Here is a 16,946-nt window from a genome sequence, read left to right as displayed (position 1 = left end):
CTCACGTCTCCAAGGAACATGGAAAATGTTGCGCCGCATGCTGTTCATGCTGGGCGCGGTGATCGTCGTCGTACTGATCCTCGCCGCGCTCAAGTTCAACTCGATCTACCAGCAGATCCAGCAATTCAGCGCCCCTGCGCCGGCGATCAGCGTCGAGGCGCAAACCGCACGCCGGCTCGACTGGCAAAGCCGCCTGCCGGCCATTGGCACGCTCAAGGCGTCCCAGGGCATCGACCTCAGCGTCGAGGTCGCCGGCACCGTCAGCGAGGTGCAATTCCGCTCGGGCGAGAAGGTCGCCAAGGGCCAGCCCATCGTCCTGCTCGACAGCGAGGTCGAACAGGCCAGCCTGGACGCCGCCGAGGCCGATCTCGCCCTGTCGCGCCTGGAGTTCCAGCGTGCCCGCAGCCTGCTCGAGCGCCAAGCGGTTTCGCGCAGCGAATTCGACCGGCTCAACGCCGAGTTGCAGAAGGCCGACGCCAGCGTCGCGCAATTGCGCGCCAGCCTGGCGAAGAAGCGCGTGCTGGCCCCCTTCGCCGGCACCATCGGCATCCGCCAGGTGGATGTCGGCGATTTCCTCGCCGCCGGCACGCCGATCGCTACCCTGCAGGACCTTTCCACCCTGTTCGTCGACTTCTACCTGGCCGAACAGCACGTGCCGCTGCTGGCGCTCGGCCAACGCGTGCAGCTGCAGGTCGCCGCCTACCCCGGCGAGCGCTTCGAGGGGGTGATCAGCGCCTTGAACCCAAAGGTGGAGACGACTACGCGCAACGTGCAGGTACGTGCCGAGCTGGCCAATCCCGATGGCCGCCTGCTGCCCGGCATGTTCGCCGACCTGCAGGTGCTGCTGCCGACCCGGACCGCGCAGGTGGTGGTGCCGGAAACCGCGATCACCTACACGCTGTACGGCAACTCGGTGCTGCTGGTCAGCGAGGGTACCCCGCCGGAAGGCGTGGCCAGCGACGAGCCCTATCTGGTGGTCGAGCGGCGCTTCGTCAGCACCGGCGAGCGCCGCGACGGGCTGGTGCTGATCCTCGACGGGCTCGAGGGCGGCGAACGGGTGATCACCGCCGGCCAGCTCAAGCTGGACAACGGCACCCACGTCAGCCTCGCCGACACGCGCACGCTCGAGCCGGAGCCCGATCAGCAGCCCACGACCGACTAAGGGTGGCCCATGGCATTCACCGATCCCTTCATCCGTCGCCCGGTGCTGGCCAGCGTGATCAGCCTGCTGCTCGTGCTGCTCGGCCTGCAGGCCTTCAACAGCCTGACCATCCGCCAGTACCCGCAGATGGAAAGCGCGTTGATCACGGTCACCACCGCCTATCCCGGCGCCAATGCCGAGACCATCCAGGGCTACATCACCCAGCCGCTGCAGCAGAGCCTGGCCAGCGCCGAAGGCATCGACTACATGACCTCGGTGAGCCAGCAGAACGCCTCGGTGATTTCGGTCTTCGCGCGCATCGGCGCCGACACCGACCGCCTCTACACCGAGCTGCTGAGCCAGGCCAACTCGGTGAAGAACCAGCTGCCGCAGGATGCCGAGGACCCGGTGCTGAACAAGCAGGCCGCCGACTCCACCGCGCTGATGTACATCAGCTTCTACAGCGACCAGCTGTCCAACCCGCAGATCACCGACTACCTGTCGCGGGTGATCCAGCCCAAGCTGGCCACCCTGCCGGGCATGGCCGAGGCCGAGATCCTCGGCAACCAGGTGTTCGCCATGCGCCTGTGGCTCGACCCGGTGAAGCTGGCCGCCTACGGCATCTCCGCCGGCGACGTCAACGAGGCGGTGCGCAAGTACAACTTCCTCGCCGCCGCCGGCGAGGTGAAGGGCCAGTACGTGGTCACCAGCATCAACGCCGACACCGAGCTGAAGACCCCGGAAGCCTTCGCCGCCATTCCGCTCAAGACCCAGGGCGACAGCCGCGTGCTGCTGGGCGACGTGGCGCGCGTCGAGATGGGTGCCGAAAGCTACGATTCGATCAGCTCGTTCGACGGCATCCCCTCCGTCTACATCGGCATCAAGGGCACGCCCAGCGCCAACCCGCTGGACGTGATCAAGGGCGTGCGCGCGATCATGCCGCAGATCGAGGCGCAGCTGCCGCCCGGGCTCAAGGCGACCATCGCCTACGACGCCACCGAGTTCATCCAGGCCTCGATCGACGAAGTGCTGAAAACACTCGCCGAGGCCGCGCTGATCGTCATCGTCGTGGTGTTCCTCTTCCTCGGCTCGCTGCGCAGCGTGCTGATCCCTGTGGTGACCATCCCGCTGTCGATGATCGGCGTGCTGTTCTTCATGCAGGCCATGGGCTATTCGATCAACCTGCTGACCCTGCTGGCCATGGTGCTGGCGATCGGCCTGGTGGTGGACGACGCCATCGTCGTGGTGGAGAACATCCACCGGCATATCGAGCAGGGCAAATCGCCGTTCCAGGCGGCCCTCGACGGCGCGCGGGAGATCGCCATGCCGGTGGTCTCGATGACCGTCACCCTGGCCGCGGTATACGCCCCGATCGGCTTCCTGCAGGGCCTGACCGGCGCGCTGTTCAAGGAGTTCGCGCTGACCCTGGCCGGCGCGGTGATGATCTCCGGCGTGGTGGCGCTGACCCTGTCGCCGATGATGTGCTCCAGGCTGCTGCGCCACGAGGAGAACCCCAGCGGCTTCGCCCATCGCCTGGACGAATTGTTCGAACGCCTCAAGCAGCGTTACCAGCGCGCCCTGCACGCCACCCTGGGTACCCGGCCGGTGGTGCTGGTGTTCGCCGTGCTCGTCCTCGCACTGATTCCCGTGCTGCTCAAGTTCACCGAAAGCGAACTGGCGCCGGAAGAGGACCAGGGCATCGTATTCATGATGGCCAACGCGCCGCAGACGGCCAACCTCGACTACCTGGGCGCCTATACCGACCAGTTCCTGGAAATCTTCCAGAGCTTCCCCGAGTACTACTCCTGGTTCCAGATCAACGGCTTCGACGGCGTGCAAAGCGGCATCGGCGGCTTCCTGCTCAAGCCCTGGGACGAACGCGAACGCTCGCAGATGGAAATCCTCCCCGAGGTCCAGGCCAGGCTCGACCGGCTGCCCGGCCTGCAGATCTTCGGCTTCAACCTGCCGTCGCTGCCGGGCACCGGCGAAGGCCTGCCCTTCCAGTTCGTGATCAACACCGCCAACGACTACGAGACGCTGCTGCAGGTGAGCGAGCGCATCCGCAAGCGGGCCGAGGAGTCCGGCAAGTTCGCCTTCCTCGACATCGACCTGGCCTTCGACAAGCCGGAGATCGTCGTCGAGATCGACCGCGAGAAGGCCGCGCAGATGGGCGTTTCCATGGAAGATCTCGGCCTGACCCTGAGCACGCTGCTCGGCGAGAGCGAGATCAACCGCTTCACCATCGAAGGGCGCAGCTACAAGGTGATCGCCCAGGTCGAGCGCGCCTACCGCGACAATCCCGGCTGGCTGAGCAACTACTACGTGCAGAACGAACGGGGGCAGATGCTGCCGCTGTCGACGCTGATCCAGGTGCGCGACCGCGCGCGACCGACCCGGCTCAAGCAGTTCCAGCAGCTCAATGCCGCCACCATCCAGGGCTTCCCCATCGTCAGCATGGGCGAGGCCATCGAGACACTGCAGGGCATCGCCCGCGAGGAAGCACCGCAGGGCTTCAGCTTCGACTACGCCGGCGCTTCCCGGCAGTACGTGCAGGAAGGCCGCGCGCTGTACCTGACCTTCGCCCTGGCGCTGGCGGTGATCTTCCTGGTGCTGGCCGCGCAGTTCGAGAGCTTCCGCGATCCGCTGGTGATCCTGGTGACGGTGCCGCTGTCGGTGTGTGGCGCGCTGGTGCCGTTGTTCCTCGGCCTGTCGAGCATGAACATCTATACCCAGGTGGGCCTGGTGACACTGATCGGCCTGATCAGCAAGCACGGCATCATGATCGTCGAGTTCGCCAACCAGTTGCGGCAGGAACAGGGCCTGAGCCGGCGCGAAGCGGTGGAGCAAGCCGCGGCGATCCGCCTGCGGCCGGTACTGATGACCACCGCGGCAACGGTGTTCGGCATGGTGCCGCTGATCATCGCCAGCGGCGCCGGCGCCGTGAGCCGCTTCGACATCGGCCTGGTGATCGCCACCGGCATGTCGGTCGGCACGCTGTTCACCCTGTTCGTGCTACCGACGGTGTACGACCTGCTGGCCCGGCCGGACCGGCCACCGCTCGAAGCCGCGGCAGACGCGACGCACTAGCAGGCCATTGAAAAACATACGCTGACTCAGCCCGCGCCGCCCCCGCCCTGCGACAGGCCGTACAGGAACAGCAGCAAGTCCCGGTCGGGACGCAACGCCGTGCCTCCGTTCCTGGCAGCGGGCGGCAGCGGGCAATAGCTGCGGCTTTCGCCGCTTTGCACCAGTGTCGCGCCAGGTTCGTGCCAGGCCGCAACGCAGAGCGTGGCCACACCAAGCGCGCCGACGAGAAACATTCCTCGAGCAATTTCCAGCTTCATGGCGTAAACCCTTGATAGACCGCTAGTTAACTGAACGTAGCTCAGCTGATTAATTCCGCCGCTGTTTTTGGACGAACGGTTGGTGCAGGCCTGAGGTCGGTTGGGGCGGGGCGCGCAGCCTGGGGGGCGTAGGTTGGGTTGAGGAGCGAAGCGACGAAGCCCAACACGTTCCTGCGATGCCTGTTGGGCTGCGCTCAGTGCCAACCTGCCTGCGTGCGCAGGGTCGAACACCGGGCCGTTGCACGCGGGCCCGGTCAGGCACTTCCAGCAAGCCTCCATGCCACGGGGAAAGAGCCATAAAAAGGTTCTTCGCATTTCATGGGGACAGGCTGCTTGACACCGGACTGGCAAGATTGGGTGTGTTGAATGAAAGTTTTGCTTTCATGGGGCGTTTAGCGAGTTGCTTGAGAGATTGGTTTCGCCCTGCTGGGCGACTCACTTTTTTCAGTCGCGAAAAAAGTAAGCAAAAACGCTTGCCCCTGCATCCGGCCCTGCGCTTCGCTCCGGGTCCGTTCGCTCCATCGCCGCTCCAGGGGCACGCCGCGAAGGGACGTCCCTGTCCCTTCGCGTCTCTCGCGGCGTCCATGCCGCTCAACCCCTTCCACGACGATTCCGCTCACCCTCCTGAAGGGGCGTTTGGCGTCGCCTGATAGTTCGTGCATTGAGCAAAAAGCGAAAAGCAAAAACTTTGATCGTCCAGGCGACTCGGACTCCGTTCCCGTCAGGAGGCCGAGTGGAGGTGTCGCGCAGGGGGACGCGAGGCATGGACGCCGAGCGAGGAACGAAGGGACAGGGACGTCCCTTCGTGACGGCCCCCGGAGCGGCACCGGAAGGAGGGGAGTCTGGCCGCGTAGCGGACAGACCCGGATGTCGGGTGCCCTTCTTCTTTGGTTACTTTCTTGTTGGGCAAGCAACAAGAAAGTGACTCGGCCGGGGGGCCGAAACCAGAAGCGTCAGCACACTCGGTAAGCGCCCTGATCACCAAGGCGCAAGCCCAAACCAAATGGCAGCAACACCCAATCTTGCCAGTCCGGTGTCAATCCTTGCTTCTCCAAGAAAGCGCGATGAACCTAAAAAAAACCCCGCACGAGGCGGGGTTCTTTTTCGAGGCTGGGAGGCCGGTCGGCTTACATCATGCCGCCCATGCCACCCATGCCGCCCATGTCCGGCATGGCCGGGGCCGGCTTGTCTTCCACCACTTCGGCAACCATGGCTTCGGTGGTGACCATCAGGCCGCCGATGGAGGCCGCAGCCTGCAGCGCGGAACGGGTGACCTTGGCCGGATCGAGGATACCCATCTCGATCATGTCGCCGTAGACGTCGGAAGCGGCGTTGAAGCCGTAGTTGCCTTCGCCCTGCTTGACCTTGTCGACCACCACGCTCGGCTCGCCGCCGGCGTTGGCGACGATCTGGCGCAGCGGAGCCTCGACGGCGCGACGCAGCAGCGCGATACCGACGTTCTGATCTTCGTTCTCGCCCTTGAGCTCGGAGATGGCCTGCAGCGCGCGCACCAGGGCGACACCGCCGCCAGGCACCACGCCTTCCTCGACGGCTGCACGGGTGGCGTGCAGGGCGTCTTCGACGCGGGCCTTCTTCTCTTTCATCTCGACTTCGGTGCCAGCACCGACCTTGATCACGGCAACACCGCCGGCCAGCTTGGCCAGGCGCTCTTGCAGCTTCTCCTTGTCGTAGTCGGAGGTGGTGTCCTCGACCTGCTTGCGGATCTGCGCGACGCGGGCTTCGATGTCGGCCTGGGCGCCGGCGCCGTCGATGATGGTGGTGTTTTCCTTGTTCAGCACGACGCGCTTGGCGTTACCCAGGTGCTCCAGGGTAGCGGTTTCCAGGCTCAGGCCGACTTCCTCGGAAATTACAGTGCCGCCGGTGAGGATGGCGATGTCCTGCAGCATGGCCTTGCGGCGGTCGCCGAAGCCCGGCGCCTTGACCGCGGCGACCTTGACGATGCCGCGCATGTTGTTGACTACCAGAGTCGCCAGGGCTTCGCCTTCGACGTCCTCGGCCACGATCAGCAGCGGACGGCCGGCCTTGGCAACGGCTTCGAGTACCGGCAGCAGTTCGCGGATGTTGCTGATCTTCTTGTCGACCAGCAGCAGCAGCGGGCTATCCAGCTCGGCGACCATGGTGTCCGGCTTGTTGATGAAGTACGGCGACAGGTAGCCACGATCGAACTGCATGCCTTCGACGACGGACAGTTCGTTTTCCAGGCCCGAGCCTTCCTCGACGGTGATCACGCCTTCCTTGCCCACGCGCTCCATGGCTTCGGCGATGATGTCACCGATGGAGGCGTCGGAGTTGGCGGAGATGGTGCCGACCTGGGCGATGGCCTTGGAGTCGGTGCACGGCTTGGCCAGGTTCTTCAGCTCGGCGACGATGGCGACGGTGGCCTTGTCGATGCCGCGCTTCAGATCCATCGGGTTCATGCCGGCGGCAACGGCCTTCAGGCCCTCGTTGACGATGGCCTGGGCCAGCACGGTGGCGGTGGTGGTGCCGTCACCGGCCTCGTCGTTGGCCTTGGACGCAACGTCCTTGACCAGCTGGGCGCCCATGTTCTCGAAGCGATCCTTCAGCTCGATTTCCTTGGCGACGGAAACGCCGTCCTTGGTGATGGTCGGAGCGCCGAAGCTCTTCTCCAGCACCACGTTGCGGCCTTTCGGGCCGAGGGTCGCTTTCACCGCGTCGGCCAGGACGTTCACGCCCACCAGCATCTTCTTGCGTGCGGAGTCGCCGAATTTGACTTCTTTAGCAGCCATCTTGATTGATCCTCAATTCGTGAATTATGTACGGAGATTCGCGGTAATCAGGCTTCGATGACGGCGAGGATTTCGTTCTCGCTCATCACCAGCAGGTCTTCGCCATCGACCTTGACGGTGTTGCTGCCCGAGTACGGGCCGAACACCACCTTGTCGCCGACCTTGACGGCCAGCGCGCGCACTTCGCCGTTGTCCAGGACGCGGCCAGCGCCGACGGCAACGACTTCGCCACGGTTCGGCTTCTCGGCAGCGGAGCCCGGCAGGACGATGCCGCCGGCGGTCTTGGTTTCTTCTTCGCTGCGACGAATCACGACGCGGTCATGCAGAGGACGAAGCTTCATTGTCGATCTCTCCTACTAGAGTGGTTCCATGCCGATCCACGTGATCGGCGGGTTAGCAAATCCGGCGGTGCCGGTTGCGGCCCGCAGCGCGAGCCGCAGAAGACGGACTGTCGAACACCGACAGCGACCTTGCGGTGTCCGCTACATGCGGGCGTTCAAGAGTATTTCAAGGGGCGCCGATGAAATTTTCATGGCTGGAAACGAAACCGGCATGCCATCTGGCATGCCGGTCGGTCGTGCGGTGACGTTACCGATCACGGTCGCGCCGCTCCCATTCGCCTTCGATCACGTTCGGTCGCTGCGGGCCGGAACGCGCCTGCAGGTCGTCGGCAAAGGCGCGCTGGCGGCGCACCTGAGCCTCGATCCGGCGGTTGAGCACGCGCAGCAGCAGGTTGCGGGTCGGCGGGAAGAGAATCAGCAGCGCCAGCCCGTCGCTGATGAAGCCCGGCAGGAACAGCAGCCCGCCGCCGATGGCCATCATCAGGCCCTGGAGCATCTCGCGCTCCGGCAGCTCGCCGCGCGCCAGGCGCTCGCGGGCGCGCCAGGCGGTGGCGAAGCCGGCCAGGCGCAGCAGGAGGATGCCGGCGATGCCGCTGAGCACCAGCAGCAGGATGGTCGCCAGCGCGCCGATCGAGCTGCCGACCTTGATCAGCACGTACAACTCGGCCAGCGGAAACAACAGGAACAGCACAAAGAAGATTCGCATCGATGATCCTTGACGGAAGATTGGCTTCCAGTCATCTGTAGATGACGGCGGCGCGGGTCGAATTCAACCCGCATGGAACGGAGTCTGTAAACGGATTATGCAGGGCGCGGCTGACGCCAAGCTGAATCCACTCAGCTCAGCTCAGCGCCGCGCCATCGCCACCAGCGCCTGACGTACCGCCAGCGGCGTCTGGCAGATTTCGGCGAACGGCAGCCAGTGCAGCGCCTGGCCGATGCGCAGGTGAAAGCCCTCGCTGTCGATGCCGGCCAGCTGCGCCGGCGGATCGGCCGGCAATCCGGCCTGTTCGACGTAGTGGGCGATCGCCGCGGCATGATCGTCGTTCATGTGCTCGACCATGTCCCGCTCCACCTCGCCACCATCGGCGGCAAAGGGGTTGGCCAGCGCCACCCGGTCCAGCCAGTGAATCGCACCGAAGCCGCCGATATAGCGCCAGCGCACCGGTTCCAGGGTCCAGAAATCGAAGTCGTGCACCCGATGATAGTCCCGCGATTCGGGAAAATAACGGTAGTAGCGCTGAGCGGCCGCCTCGATCTGCGCGGGCTCGCTCAACTGACGCGCCTCGGCCAGCAGGGTGAGCCGGCCGGCGGCCTGGATATCGTCGGCACCGCGCTCGCCGACCAGCAGCGAGCAACGGCCGTCGGCCTTGAGGTTGCGGGTGTGCTGGGCGATGCGGCTGATCAGGATCAACGGCCATCCGCGGGCATCCAGGCAATAGGGGGCCACCGAGCCGAACGGAAAGCCGGGCATGGCCTGGGAATGGGTGCAGAGCACGCCACGGTATTCCTTGAGCAGGAGTTGTCGGGCATGCTTGACGGCTTCAGCGCTCACCTGGGGCTCCTCGAGAGGCTTCTTCGATTCGACGGAGCGCCCAGCATAACGGTTTCCCCCGCGGGCGTCGTTTACCGCAATAGAACGATAAGAAGGAGATTGGCATGCAGATCCAAGACAAGGTCATCATCGTCACCGGCGGCGGCCAGGGACTCGGCCGCGCCATGGGCGAGTACCTCGCCGGCAAGGGCGCACGCCTGGCGCTGGTGGACCTGAACCAGGAGCGCCTGGACGAAGCCGTGGCGGCCTGCAAGGCGGCCGGTGGCGACGCCCGCGCCTACCTGTGCAACGTCGCCGACGAGGCGCAGGTGATCGACATGGTCACATGCGTAGTCGAGGATTTCGGCGGCCTGCACGGGCTGGTGAACAATGCCGGCATCCTGCGCGACGGCCTGCTGCTGAAGGTCAAGGACGGCGAGATCAGCAAGATGAGCCTGGCCCAGTGGCAGGCGGTGATCGACGTCAACCTCACCGGCGTGTTCCTCTGCACCCGTGAAGTCGCGGCGAAGATGGTCGAGCTGCAGAGCCACGGGGTGATCGTCAACATTTCCTCGATCTCGCGGGCCGGCAACATGGGCCAGACCAACTACTCCGCCGCCAAGGCCGGAGTGGCCTCGGCCACGGTGGTCTGGGCCAAGGAACTGGCGCGCTACGGCATCCGCGTGGCGGGAATCGCCCCCGGCTTCATCGAGACCGAAATGGTCGCCAGCATGAAGCCCGAAGCGCTGGAGAAGATGACCGCCGGCATTCCGCTCAGGCGCATGGGCAAGCCAGCCGAGATCGCTCATTCGGTGGCCTATATCTTCGAGAACGACTACTACACCGGGCGCATCCTGGAGCTGGACGGGGGCCTGCGGCTGTAAAGATCGATATGAGGTAGGTTGGGTTGAGCCAGCGAAGCCCAACGGGGATCGGCAGGAACGTGTTGGGCTTCGTCGCTTCGCGCCTCAACCCAACCTACGGCACTGCGGCGACAAGCTCCAAGCCATAAGAGGAGCCCGATTCGCCTCCTCTTGCAGCTTGAAGCTTGCGGCTTGCAGCTGCTTTTTTTACCAGCCCACCCCGAAGCCGATGCTGTAGCGGGTTTCGTCGAGGTCGCTTTCGGCGCCACTGATGATGTCCTTTTCGGCCTTCATGTTCAGCGAGGCCCAGTCGGTCACCTTGTAGCGCAGCCCGACTTCGGCATCCAGTGCATAGTCCGCCACGTTCTCCAGCGGCTTGCCGAGTTCGCCGGTGCTGAACAGCTCGAACGTCTTGCCCACCAGATAGCGGTTGTAGTCCCACTTCAGCGCGGCCAGATAGAAATCTTCCTTGTCACCATCGGCGAACTCGTAGTCGCTGCGGTTGATCAGCGAGGCCAGCGAGAACGCGCCCAGATCGTTGTCCCAGAACTGGTAACCCGGACCGGTACCGATGGTCCGCTGCCGGCGCACGTCCTCGATCTGGTCGCGCTTGTAGTTCAGGCGCCCCTGCCAGAACCAGTGCTCGTCGAGAAAGCGGTCGAGCGCATACTCCACATCCCAGTTGTCGGTGACCGTCACGCCATCGCGGTATTCGCGGTTGTAGTTGCCGCTGCCGTTGTGCCGCCAGCGCCCGTGGCGGGCCTTGGTGTCGAAGGAGATGTCATAGTCGTCGGTATCGGTCTCGGCGCGCTTGTAATCCATCGCCACATCGATGTTGCCCTTCCAGGTGAAGTCCTGGATCAGTGGCTTGGGATGGATGATCTGCGAAATGCTCGCCAGCTCCACGGTGCGCGGTTCGGCACCATTGGCGAGGACGACCTTGCCCTCCTCGGCGGGGTGCAGCGACTGGGCCAGCTCGCCGGTGACATCGTCCTGCTTGATCAGCAGTTTCTGGTCGCTTTCCAATGTCGCGATCTTGTCCCATTTCAGCGGAATCGAACCGCCGTAGTCGGTTTCGATGAGCAGCTTGCCGCCATCGAGCACGCTGATCTTGCCGGTCAGGCGATCGCCGTTCTTCAGCCAGACGGTATCGGCGAGCAACGGCAGGGAGAATGCGGAAAGCGCCACGCAAAGCAGGGTTCTGGAAAACATAAATGAGCCGAAAAACTGATCGAGAGCGGTTGAAGGGCTGGCATTATCCCTATGCTTGTAGTCACAGCAAGCACTGACCGCTGAATGGGAAGCGAGTTCATCAACCACTCCGTTCGCCCCGCACAGGAAGCCTCGCGCATGATCGAACAAGCCCCTCTGCTGCCCCCCGGCGCCGATGCCGAAGCGCGTCGCGCGGCCGTCTACCTGGTGATGGCGCAGATCCCGCCAGGCAAGGTGGTGAGCTATGGCGAACTGGCCGCCATGGCCGGGCTCGGGCGGGCCGCGCGCTGGGTTGGCCGGCTGATGTCGCAGCTTCCGGACGACACCAGCCTGCCCTGGCACCGGGTGATCGCCGCCGGCGGACGCCTGAGCCTGCCGGCCGGCAGCCCCGCCGGGCACGAGCAGCGCATGCGCCTGCGCGCCGAAGGTCTGACCATCGCCAACGACCGGGTGGACATGCGTCGGCACGGCTGGCATTCGACGGAGCACAGCGGTTAGAGTGCGCCTTTCGTACCCCTCTGTGCAGAACCTCGATGTATGACCCGTGAAACCTGGCGCGATGCGCTAGCCGCCTACGCCAGCCCCGCCACACTGGCCCTGCTGTTGCTGGGCTTCGCCGCCGGTCTCCCCGCTGTTCTGGTGTTCTCCACGCTCTCGGTGTGGTTGCGCGAGGCCGGCGTCTCGCGGGAAACCATCGGCTTCGCCAGCTGGATCAGCCTGGCCTATGCCTTCAAGTGGGTCTGGTCGCCGATGCTCGACCAGTGGCGCCTGCCCTGGATCGGCGCGCTCGGACGCCGACGTTCCTGGCTGGTGCTGTCGCAGGCGCTGATCGCCCTGGGCCTGATCGGCATGGCCCTGTGCAACCCACAGCACAACCTGACCATGCTCATCGCGCTGGCGGTGATGGTGGCGTTTTCCTCCGCCACCCAGGACATCGCCATCGACGCCTATCGCCTGGAGATCGCCGAAGACAAACTGCAGGCGACCCTGGCGGCGAGCTACATGACCGGCTATCGCATCGCCATGCTGCTGGCCAGCGCCGGCGCCCTGTTTCTCGCCGAGTGGCTGGGTTCGAGCAACCTCGACTACAACCAGGCCGCCTGGAGCGTCACCTACCTGGCATTCGCCCTGCTGATCCTGCCCGGCCTGGTCACCAGCCTGGTGATCCGCGAACCGGATGCCGCCGCGCCGCTGCCCAACGAACCCTCGTGCTACAGCTTCAACCACCAGCTCGCCGCCGTCGGCCTGCTGCTGGTGCTGCTCGTCTCGGTACCGGCGATGATCAACGCGCTGATCGCCCAGGCCTGGCCGCGCGCGACGCTGTATGCGCTGTTCATTCTCGGCAGCGTTTCGCCGGTGGGCCGTGCGCTGCTGGTGCCGGTGCGCCATATCCTCGGCCAGGCCGGGCAGAAGCAGCGGCCGCCGCGTTTCGACTTCGCCCACCAGGCGGTGTCGGTGATCGTGCTGATCATCCTGATGGTTTCGACCACCGGCATGTTCCAGTCCTACTGGGGCGGCTACTGGCCGCGCGGCACCATGTACCTGCTGATCTGCTGGGGCTGCCTGTCGGCGCCGGGGCGCATCCTGATGGGCCCGGTGCTGACGCCGATCACCGACTTCATCGTCCGCTATCGCTGGCAGGCACTGCTGCTGCTCGGGCTGATCGCCACCTACCGGATGTCGGACACGGTGATGGGGGTGATGGCCAACGTGTTCTACATCGACCAGGGGTTTTCCAAGGACGAGATCGCCAGCGTCAGCAAGCTGTTCGGCCTGGTCATGACGTTGCTCGGCGCCGCCTTCGGCGGCCTGCTGATCGTGCGCTTCAACATCCTGCCGATCCTTTTCCTCGGTGGCGCCGCCTCGGCGGCCACCAATCTCATGTTCATGCTGCTGGTGGAAATGGGCGCGAACCTGAAGATGCTCATCGTCACCATTTCCTGCGACAACTTCAGCGGTGGGCTGGCCTCGACCGCCTTCGTCGCCTACCTGTCCAGCCTGACCAACCTGAAGTTCTCGGCTACCCAGTATGCGTTGCTCAGCTCGCTGATGCTGCTGTTGCCGCGCCTGCTCGGCGGCTATTCCGGGGTGATGGTGGAGCACCTGGGCTACAGCAATTTCTTCCTGGTCACCGCCCTGCTCGGCGTACCGACGCTGGTGCTGATCGCCTGGCAGTGGCGCAAGGGCGGTCGACAATCGGATGGCCCCGGCACCGAAGTCGCCTCCGAGCAGCCCTGAAACGACAAAGCCGGCTACACGCCGGCTTTGTCCTCGAAACGATGATCAGCTCTGTACCAGATGCACCACCCGTTGCGGGAACGGGATACCGACGCCCGCGGCGGTCAGCCGCTCCTTGGCCTGCTCGGTGAAGCTGAAGGTCACCGGCCAGAAATCCCCGGTCGCCACCCATACGCGCAACGACAGGTTCACCGCACTGTCGCCCAGCCCGGTGACGAACACCACCGGCTCGGGATCGCGCAGCACGCGCGGGTCCTCGGCGATCTCCAGCAGGATCTTGCGCGCCAGCTTGATGTCGCTGCCGTAGTCGATGCCGACATTGATGTCGGCACGGCGGCGCGGCTCGCGGGAAAAGTTGGTGATGTGCCCGTTGGACAACGCGCCGTTGGGCACGATCACGGTCTTGTTGTCGCCGGTCTTGAGCACGGTATGGAAGATCTGGATCGAATTGACGGTGCCGCTGACGCCCTGGGCCTCGATCCATTCGCCGACGCGGAACGGGCGGAACAGCAGAATCAGCACGCCACCGGCGAAGTTCGCCAGGCTGCCCTGCAGCGCCAGGCCGATGGCCAGGCCGGCAGCACCGATCACGGCGATGAACGAGGTGGTTTCCACTCCGACCATCGAGGCCACGCTGACCAGCAGCAGCACCTTGAGAATGATGCTGGCCAGGCTGCCGATGAAACCGTGCAGCGTCGGGTCGACCTGGCGGCGCTGCAGCAGGCCGCCGACCTTGGTGGTCAGCAGATTGATCAGCCACCAGCCGAGCAGCAGGGTGATCAGTGCAAGAGTCACCTGCGCGCCGTACTGCAATACGATCGGCAACCAGGATTCGGAAAGATCGACCAGCGAGTCGATGCTGAAGTCCATGAGAAGAAGCTCCTTTTTTGACAGCCGGGCCCCGCAGTGCGAGCCCCGGCGATAGAGGGGATGAAACGCACGCCCTAAGGCGCAGGGAATCAGTCGCGGAAGTTGTTGAACTGCAAGGGCATGCCGAATTCATGGCCGCGCAGCAGGGCGATGGCCTCCTGCAGGTCGTCACGCTTCTTGCCGGTGACCCGTACCTGCTCGCCCTGGATGGCCGCCTGCACCTTGAGTTTGGCGTCCTTGATGTGGGCGACGATCTTCTTCGCCAGCTCCTTGTCGATCCCCTCGCGCAGCACCACTTCCTGCTTCATGGTCTTGCCGGAAGCGTAGGCGTCCTTGATCTCCAGGCACTGGATATCGATCTTGCGCTTGACCAGGCTCAATTTGAGAATTTCCAGCATCTGCTCCAATTGGAACTCGGCTTCAGCCGTCACATTCACGGTGAGATCCTTCTGCTCGAAGCTACCTTTGCCGCGCAGGTCGTAACGGCGATCGAGTTCCTTGATCGCATTGTCGATCGCGTTGGTGACTTCGTGCTTGTCCAGTTCGGACACCACGTCGAACGAGGGCATGGGTTTCCTCCATATGAAAGAAAGCGCGACTGGCGACAAGGGCTGAACGCGCGTGGCTTGACGGTTAAGAATGCGCGTTCATTATAACGATTCGACGTGCCAGTGCCCGCCCGACGGCAATGCGTGACAGGACGTCCACCCTTCAATTGATTGAGCTTGCCAATGCCCAACCCTCACCTGAGCATCCTGGTGGTCGATGACGCCAAGTTTTCCAGCGTCATGATCGGCCGCGCGCTGAGCAAAGCGGGCTATCAGGATATTCGCTTCGCCAGCAGCGCCGCAGACGCCCTGGCCCAGCACGCACAACGCCCCGCGCACGTACTGCTGGCGGACTGGTTGATGCCGGAAATGGACGGCCTGCAACTCACCGAGCAGATACGCCGCCGTGATGCCCTGGGCGCCCACTACAGCTACATCATCCTGCTCACCGGGCGTGACAGCGAGACGGCCCTCGGCCAGGCGTTCGACCATGGCGTCGACGACTTCATCAGCAAGTCGGCGATGAACGAGCAACTGCTCCCGCGTATTCTCGCCGCCGACCGCCTGTGCGCCTCGCTGCAGCGGCTGAAGCAGGAAAACCACCAACTGGCGGCCAGCGTCGCCAATCTCGAACAGAACAGCCTGCAGGACCCGCTCACCGGACTGGGCAACATCCGCTACCTGCGCCAGCAACTGAGCGCCAGCCTGCGCCAGGTGCAGAGCCGGGGCACGGCACTGTGCTACCTGCAGGTCGGTCTGCCCGAAGCCCCTGCCCTGCGCGAGCGCTACGGCGACGATGTCTACGACGAGCTGCTCTGTGCCGTCGCCAAGCGCCTGCAGCAGCTGGTCCGGCCACTGGATGTGGTGAGCCGGGTCGATGAAAACCACTTCGGCCTGCTGGCGCTGGTCGACGACCTCAAGGGCTGCTCGCCGAGCAGCTTCAAACGCCTCCACGAAGGCCTGAACCTCAAGGCATTCAAGACCAGCCAGGGGTTCATCTCGCTCAAGGCGGGCATCGGCCTGGTCAGCCTGGACGCCGACGCCCTGCCAACCGACCCGCAGGCGATCGTCGAGCGCGCCACGGCCCTGCTGCCCAGCGCCTACAGCACCGGGCGCATCGCGCCGCTACGGCTGAAGCAGCCGGCCTGAACCGATGAGCTGGCACATCCTCGGCGCGGGCAGTCTCGGCAGCCTCTGGGCTGCGCGCCTGGCCCGCGCCGGCCTGCCGGTACGGCTGATCCTGCGCAACCCGCAGCGCCTGGCCCAGTACCGCAAGGCCGGCGGGCTCAGCCTGATCGAGGACGGCCAGCTCGGCCGCTACGCCATCCCGGCGGAACTGCCCGACGCACCGGGGGCCATCCAGCGCCTGCTGGTCGCCTGCAAGGCCTACGACGCCGAAGCCGCCATCGCCCAGGTGGCGGCCCGATTCGCCCCGCGCTGCGAAATCCTCCTGCTGCAGAACGGTCTCGGCAGCCAGCAGGCCATCGCCGCCCGCTGGCCCCAGGCACGCTGCATCTTCGTGTCCAGCACCGAGGGCGCCTATCGCGAAGACGATTTCCGCGTGGTATTCGCCGGCCGCGGGCAGAACTGGCTGGGCGACCCGAGCGAGTCGACGCCGCCGAGCTGGCTGGCCGAGCTGGACCAGGCGGGAATCGCGCAAAGCTGGAGCGACGACATCCTCGCCCGGCTCTGGCGCAAACTGGCACTGAACTGCGCCATCAACCCGCTGACCGTATTGCACGACTGCCGCAACGGAGAGTTGCGCCAGCATCGCCCGCAGGTCACCGCACTCTGCGCGGAGCTCGCCGAACTGCTTGCCGCCAGCGACCAGGCGGCGGCAGCGCAGGAGCTGGAAAGCGAGACATGGCGCGTCATCGAGGCGACAGGCGCCAACTATTCCTCCATGCATCAGGACGTCAGCCTCGGCCGACGCACGGAGATCCGCTACCTGCTCGGCCATGCCTGCGCGACCGCCGACGCGCTGGGCTTGCGGCTGCCGCGGTTGCGCGCGCTGCATGCACGGCTGCGCGCGCACCTGCGCCGGCACGGATTGCCCGAGGACTGAGGCACGGCTACCCTGCAGAAAT

At 65.0% G+C, this 16,946-nt stretch carries 15 protein-coding genes; 7 read left to right on the top strand and 8 right to left on the bottom strand.

Annotated elements, in window-relative coordinates; translation table 11 throughout:
* Positions 1 to 25 precede the first annotated feature (25 nt).
* Together CXK94_RS07700 and CXK94_RS07695 are read left to right on the top strand one after the other, a co-directional pair.
* Complete coding sequence (locus CXK94_RS07700) at positions 26 to 1,162, top strand: efflux RND transporter periplasmic adaptor subunit (protein ID WP_102893888.1); 1,137 nt, start codon at positions 26 to 28, stop codon at positions 1,160 to 1,162.
* Positions 1,163 to 1,171: 9 nt separating this feature from the next.
* Positions 1,172 to 4,228, top strand: a complete 3,057-nt coding sequence (locus tag CXK94_RS07695) for a multidrug efflux RND transporter permease subunit (RefSeq protein ID WP_102893887.1) — start codon at positions 1,172 to 1,174, stop codon at positions 4,226 to 4,228.
* Positions 4,229 to 4,254: 26 nt separating this feature from the next.
* Here CXK94_RS07695 and CXK94_RS07690 read toward each other — a convergent pair whose 3' ends face one another.
* The 5 genes from CXK94_RS07690 to CXK94_RS07670 form a co-directional block, all read right to left on the bottom strand.
* Complete coding sequence (locus tag CXK94_RS07690; RefSeq protein ID WP_102893886.1) at positions 4,255 to 4,485, bottom strand: hypothetical protein; 231 nt, start codon at positions 4,483 to 4,485, stop codon at positions 4,255 to 4,257.
* 1,127 nt (positions 4,486 to 5,612) lie between these two features.
* Positions 5,613 to 7,253, bottom strand: a complete 1,641-nt coding sequence (gene groL / locus CXK94_RS07685) for a chaperonin GroEL (RefSeq protein ID WP_102893885.1) — start codon at positions 7,251 to 7,253, stop codon at positions 5,613 to 5,615.
* Positions 7,254 to 7,300: 47 nt separating this feature from the next.
* Complete coding sequence (locus CXK94_RS07680; RefSeq protein ID WP_102893884.1) at positions 7,301 to 7,594, bottom strand: co-chaperone GroES; 294 nt, start codon at positions 7,592 to 7,594, stop codon at positions 7,301 to 7,303.
* A 247-nt stretch (positions 7,595 to 7,841) separates the two neighbouring features.
* Positions 7,842 to 8,300: an FxsA family protein gene (locus tag CXK94_RS07675; protein ID WP_102893883.1), complete on the bottom strand. Its 459-nt coding sequence runs from the start codon at positions 8,298 to 8,300 to the stop codon at positions 7,842 to 7,844.
* 141 nt (positions 8,301 to 8,441) lie between these two features.
* Positions 8,442 to 9,149 carry a HugZ family protein gene (locus CXK94_RS07670; protein ID WP_102893882.1) on the bottom strand — a complete coding sequence of 236 codons (708 nt, stop codon included), beginning with the start codon at positions 9,147 to 9,149 and terminating at the stop codon, positions 8,442 to 8,444.
* A gap of 104 nt (positions 9,150 to 9,253) precedes the next feature.
* Here CXK94_RS07670 and CXK94_RS07665 point away from each other — a divergent pair, with 104 nt between their 5' ends.
* Positions 9,254 to 10,012: an SDR family oxidoreductase gene (locus CXK94_RS07665; RefSeq protein WP_102893881.1), complete on the top strand. Its 759-nt coding sequence runs from the start codon at positions 9,254 to 9,256 to the stop codon at positions 10,010 to 10,012.
* A gap of 186 nt (positions 10,013 to 10,198) precedes the next feature.
* Here the strand turns inward: CXK94_RS07665 and CXK94_RS07660 are convergent, their stop codons facing one another.
* Positions 10,199 to 11,203 (bottom strand): DUF481 domain-containing protein, encoded by a 1,005-nt coding sequence (locus CXK94_RS07660; RefSeq protein WP_037043618.1) that lies wholly within the window; start codon positions 11,201 to 11,203, stop codon positions 10,199 to 10,201.
* A gap of 138 nt (positions 11,204 to 11,341) precedes the next feature.
* Between CXK94_RS07660 and CXK94_RS07655 the strand changes: the two genes are divergently transcribed.
* Together CXK94_RS07655 and CXK94_RS07650 are read left to right on the top strand one after the other, a co-directional pair.
* Positions 11,342 to 11,701, top strand: a complete 360-nt coding sequence (locus CXK94_RS07655) for an MGMT family protein (protein WP_102893880.1) — start codon at positions 11,342 to 11,344, stop codon at positions 11,699 to 11,701.
* 39 nt (positions 11,702 to 11,740) lie between these two features.
* Complete coding sequence (locus CXK94_RS07650) at positions 11,741 to 13,441, top strand: AmpG family muropeptide MFS transporter (protein ID WP_102893879.1); 1,701 nt, start codon at positions 11,741 to 11,743, stop codon at positions 13,439 to 13,441.
* Between the two features lie 45 nt (positions 13,442 to 13,486).
* Here the strand turns inward: CXK94_RS07650 and CXK94_RS07645 are convergent, their stop codons facing one another.
* On the bottom strand, positions 13,487 to 14,311 hold the full coding sequence (locus CXK94_RS07645; RefSeq protein WP_102893878.1) for a mechanosensitive ion channel family protein: 825 nt from the start codon (positions 14,309 to 14,311) through the stop codon (positions 13,487 to 13,489).
* A gap of 89 nt (positions 14,312 to 14,400) precedes the next feature.
* On the bottom strand, positions 14,401 to 14,880 hold the full coding sequence (locus tag CXK94_RS07640; RefSeq protein ID WP_037043615.1) for a YajQ family cyclic di-GMP-binding protein: 480 nt from the start codon (positions 14,878 to 14,880) through the stop codon (positions 14,401 to 14,403).
* 162 nt (positions 14,881 to 15,042) lie between these two features.
* Here CXK94_RS07640 and CXK94_RS07635 point away from each other — a divergent pair, with 162 nt between their 5' ends.
* Together CXK94_RS07635 and CXK94_RS07630 are read left to right on the top strand one after the other, a co-directional pair.
* The gene (locus tag CXK94_RS07635) at positions 15,043 to 16,008 is read left to right on the top strand and encodes a GGDEF domain-containing response regulator (protein ID WP_102893877.1); all 966 of its coding nucleotides are present in this window, start codon (positions 15,043 to 15,045) and stop codon (positions 16,006 to 16,008) included.
* A 4-nt stretch (positions 16,009 to 16,012) separates the two neighbouring features.
* Positions 16,013 to 16,924, top strand: coding sequence for a putative 2-dehydropantoate 2-reductase (locus CXK94_RS07630; RefSeq protein WP_102893876.1), 912 nt, complete (start codon positions 16,013 to 16,015; stop codon positions 16,922 to 16,924).
* The last annotated feature ends 22 nt before the right edge of the window (positions 16,925 to 16,946 follow it).

The sequence above is a fragment of the Stutzerimonas stutzeri genome (assembly GCF_002890915.1).
Taxonomy (GTDB): domain Bacteria; phylum Pseudomonadota; class Gammaproteobacteria; order Pseudomonadales; family Pseudomonadaceae; genus Stutzerimonas; species Stutzerimonas stutzeri_AF.
This window is presented reverse-complemented; position numbering and strand designations above follow the sequence as displayed.

What these genes read in the sequence shown, in the direction of transcription:
- CXK94_RS07700 (WP_102893888.1), top strand. Translation starts at nt 26, where the DNA reads ATGTTGCGCCGCATGCTGTTCATGCTGGGCGCGGTGATCGTCGTCGTA.
- CXK94_RS07630 (WP_102893876.1), top strand. Translation starts at nt 16,013, where the DNA reads ATGAGCTGGCACATCCTCGGCGCGGGCAGTCTCGGCAGCCTCTGGGCT.
- CXK94_RS07660 (WP_037043618.1), bottom strand. Translation starts at nt 11,203, where the DNA reads ATGTTTTCCAGAACCCTGCTTTGCGTGGCGCTTTCCGCATTCTCCCTG.
- CXK94_RS07640 (WP_037043615.1), bottom strand. Translation starts at nt 14,880, where the DNA reads ATGCCCTCGTTCGACGTGGTGTCCGAACTGGACAAGCACGAAGTCACC.
- CXK94_RS07655 (WP_102893880.1), top strand. Translation starts at nt 11,342, where the DNA reads ATGATCGAACAAGCCCCTCTGCTGCCCCCCGGCGCCGATGCCGAAGCG.
- CXK94_RS07680 (WP_102893884.1), bottom strand. Translation starts at nt 7,594, where the DNA reads ATGAAGCTTCGTCCTCTGCATGACCGCGTCGTGATTCGTCGCAGCGAA.
- CXK94_RS07635 (WP_102893877.1), top strand. Translation starts at nt 15,043, where the DNA reads ATGCCCAACCCTCACCTGAGCATCCTGGTGGTCGATGACGCCAAGTTT.
- CXK94_RS07665 (WP_102893881.1), top strand. Translation starts at nt 9,254, where the DNA reads ATGCAGATCCAAGACAAGGTCATCATCGTCACCGGCGGCGGCCAGGGA.
- CXK94_RS07650 (WP_102893879.1), top strand. Translation starts at nt 11,741, where the DNA reads ATGACCCGTGAAACCTGGCGCGATGCGCTAGCCGCCTACGCCAGCCCC.
- CXK94_RS07675 (WP_102893883.1), bottom strand. Translation starts at nt 8,300, where the DNA reads ATGCGAATCTTCTTTGTGCTGTTCCTGTTGTTTCCGCTGGCCGAGTTG.
- groL (WP_102893885.1), bottom strand. Translation starts at nt 7,253, where the DNA reads ATGGCTGCTAAAGAAGTCAAATTCGGCGACTCCGCACGCAAGAAGATG.
- CXK94_RS07690 (WP_102893886.1), bottom strand. Translation starts at nt 4,485, where the DNA reads ATGAAGCTGGAAATTGCTCGAGGAATGTTTCTCGTCGGCGCGCTTGGT.
- CXK94_RS07695 (WP_102893887.1), top strand. Translation starts at nt 1,172, where the DNA reads ATGGCATTCACCGATCCCTTCATCCGTCGCCCGGTGCTGGCCAGCGTG.
- CXK94_RS07645 (WP_102893878.1), bottom strand. Translation starts at nt 14,311, where the DNA reads ATGGACTTCAGCATCGACTCGCTGGTCGATCTTTCCGAATCCTGGTTG.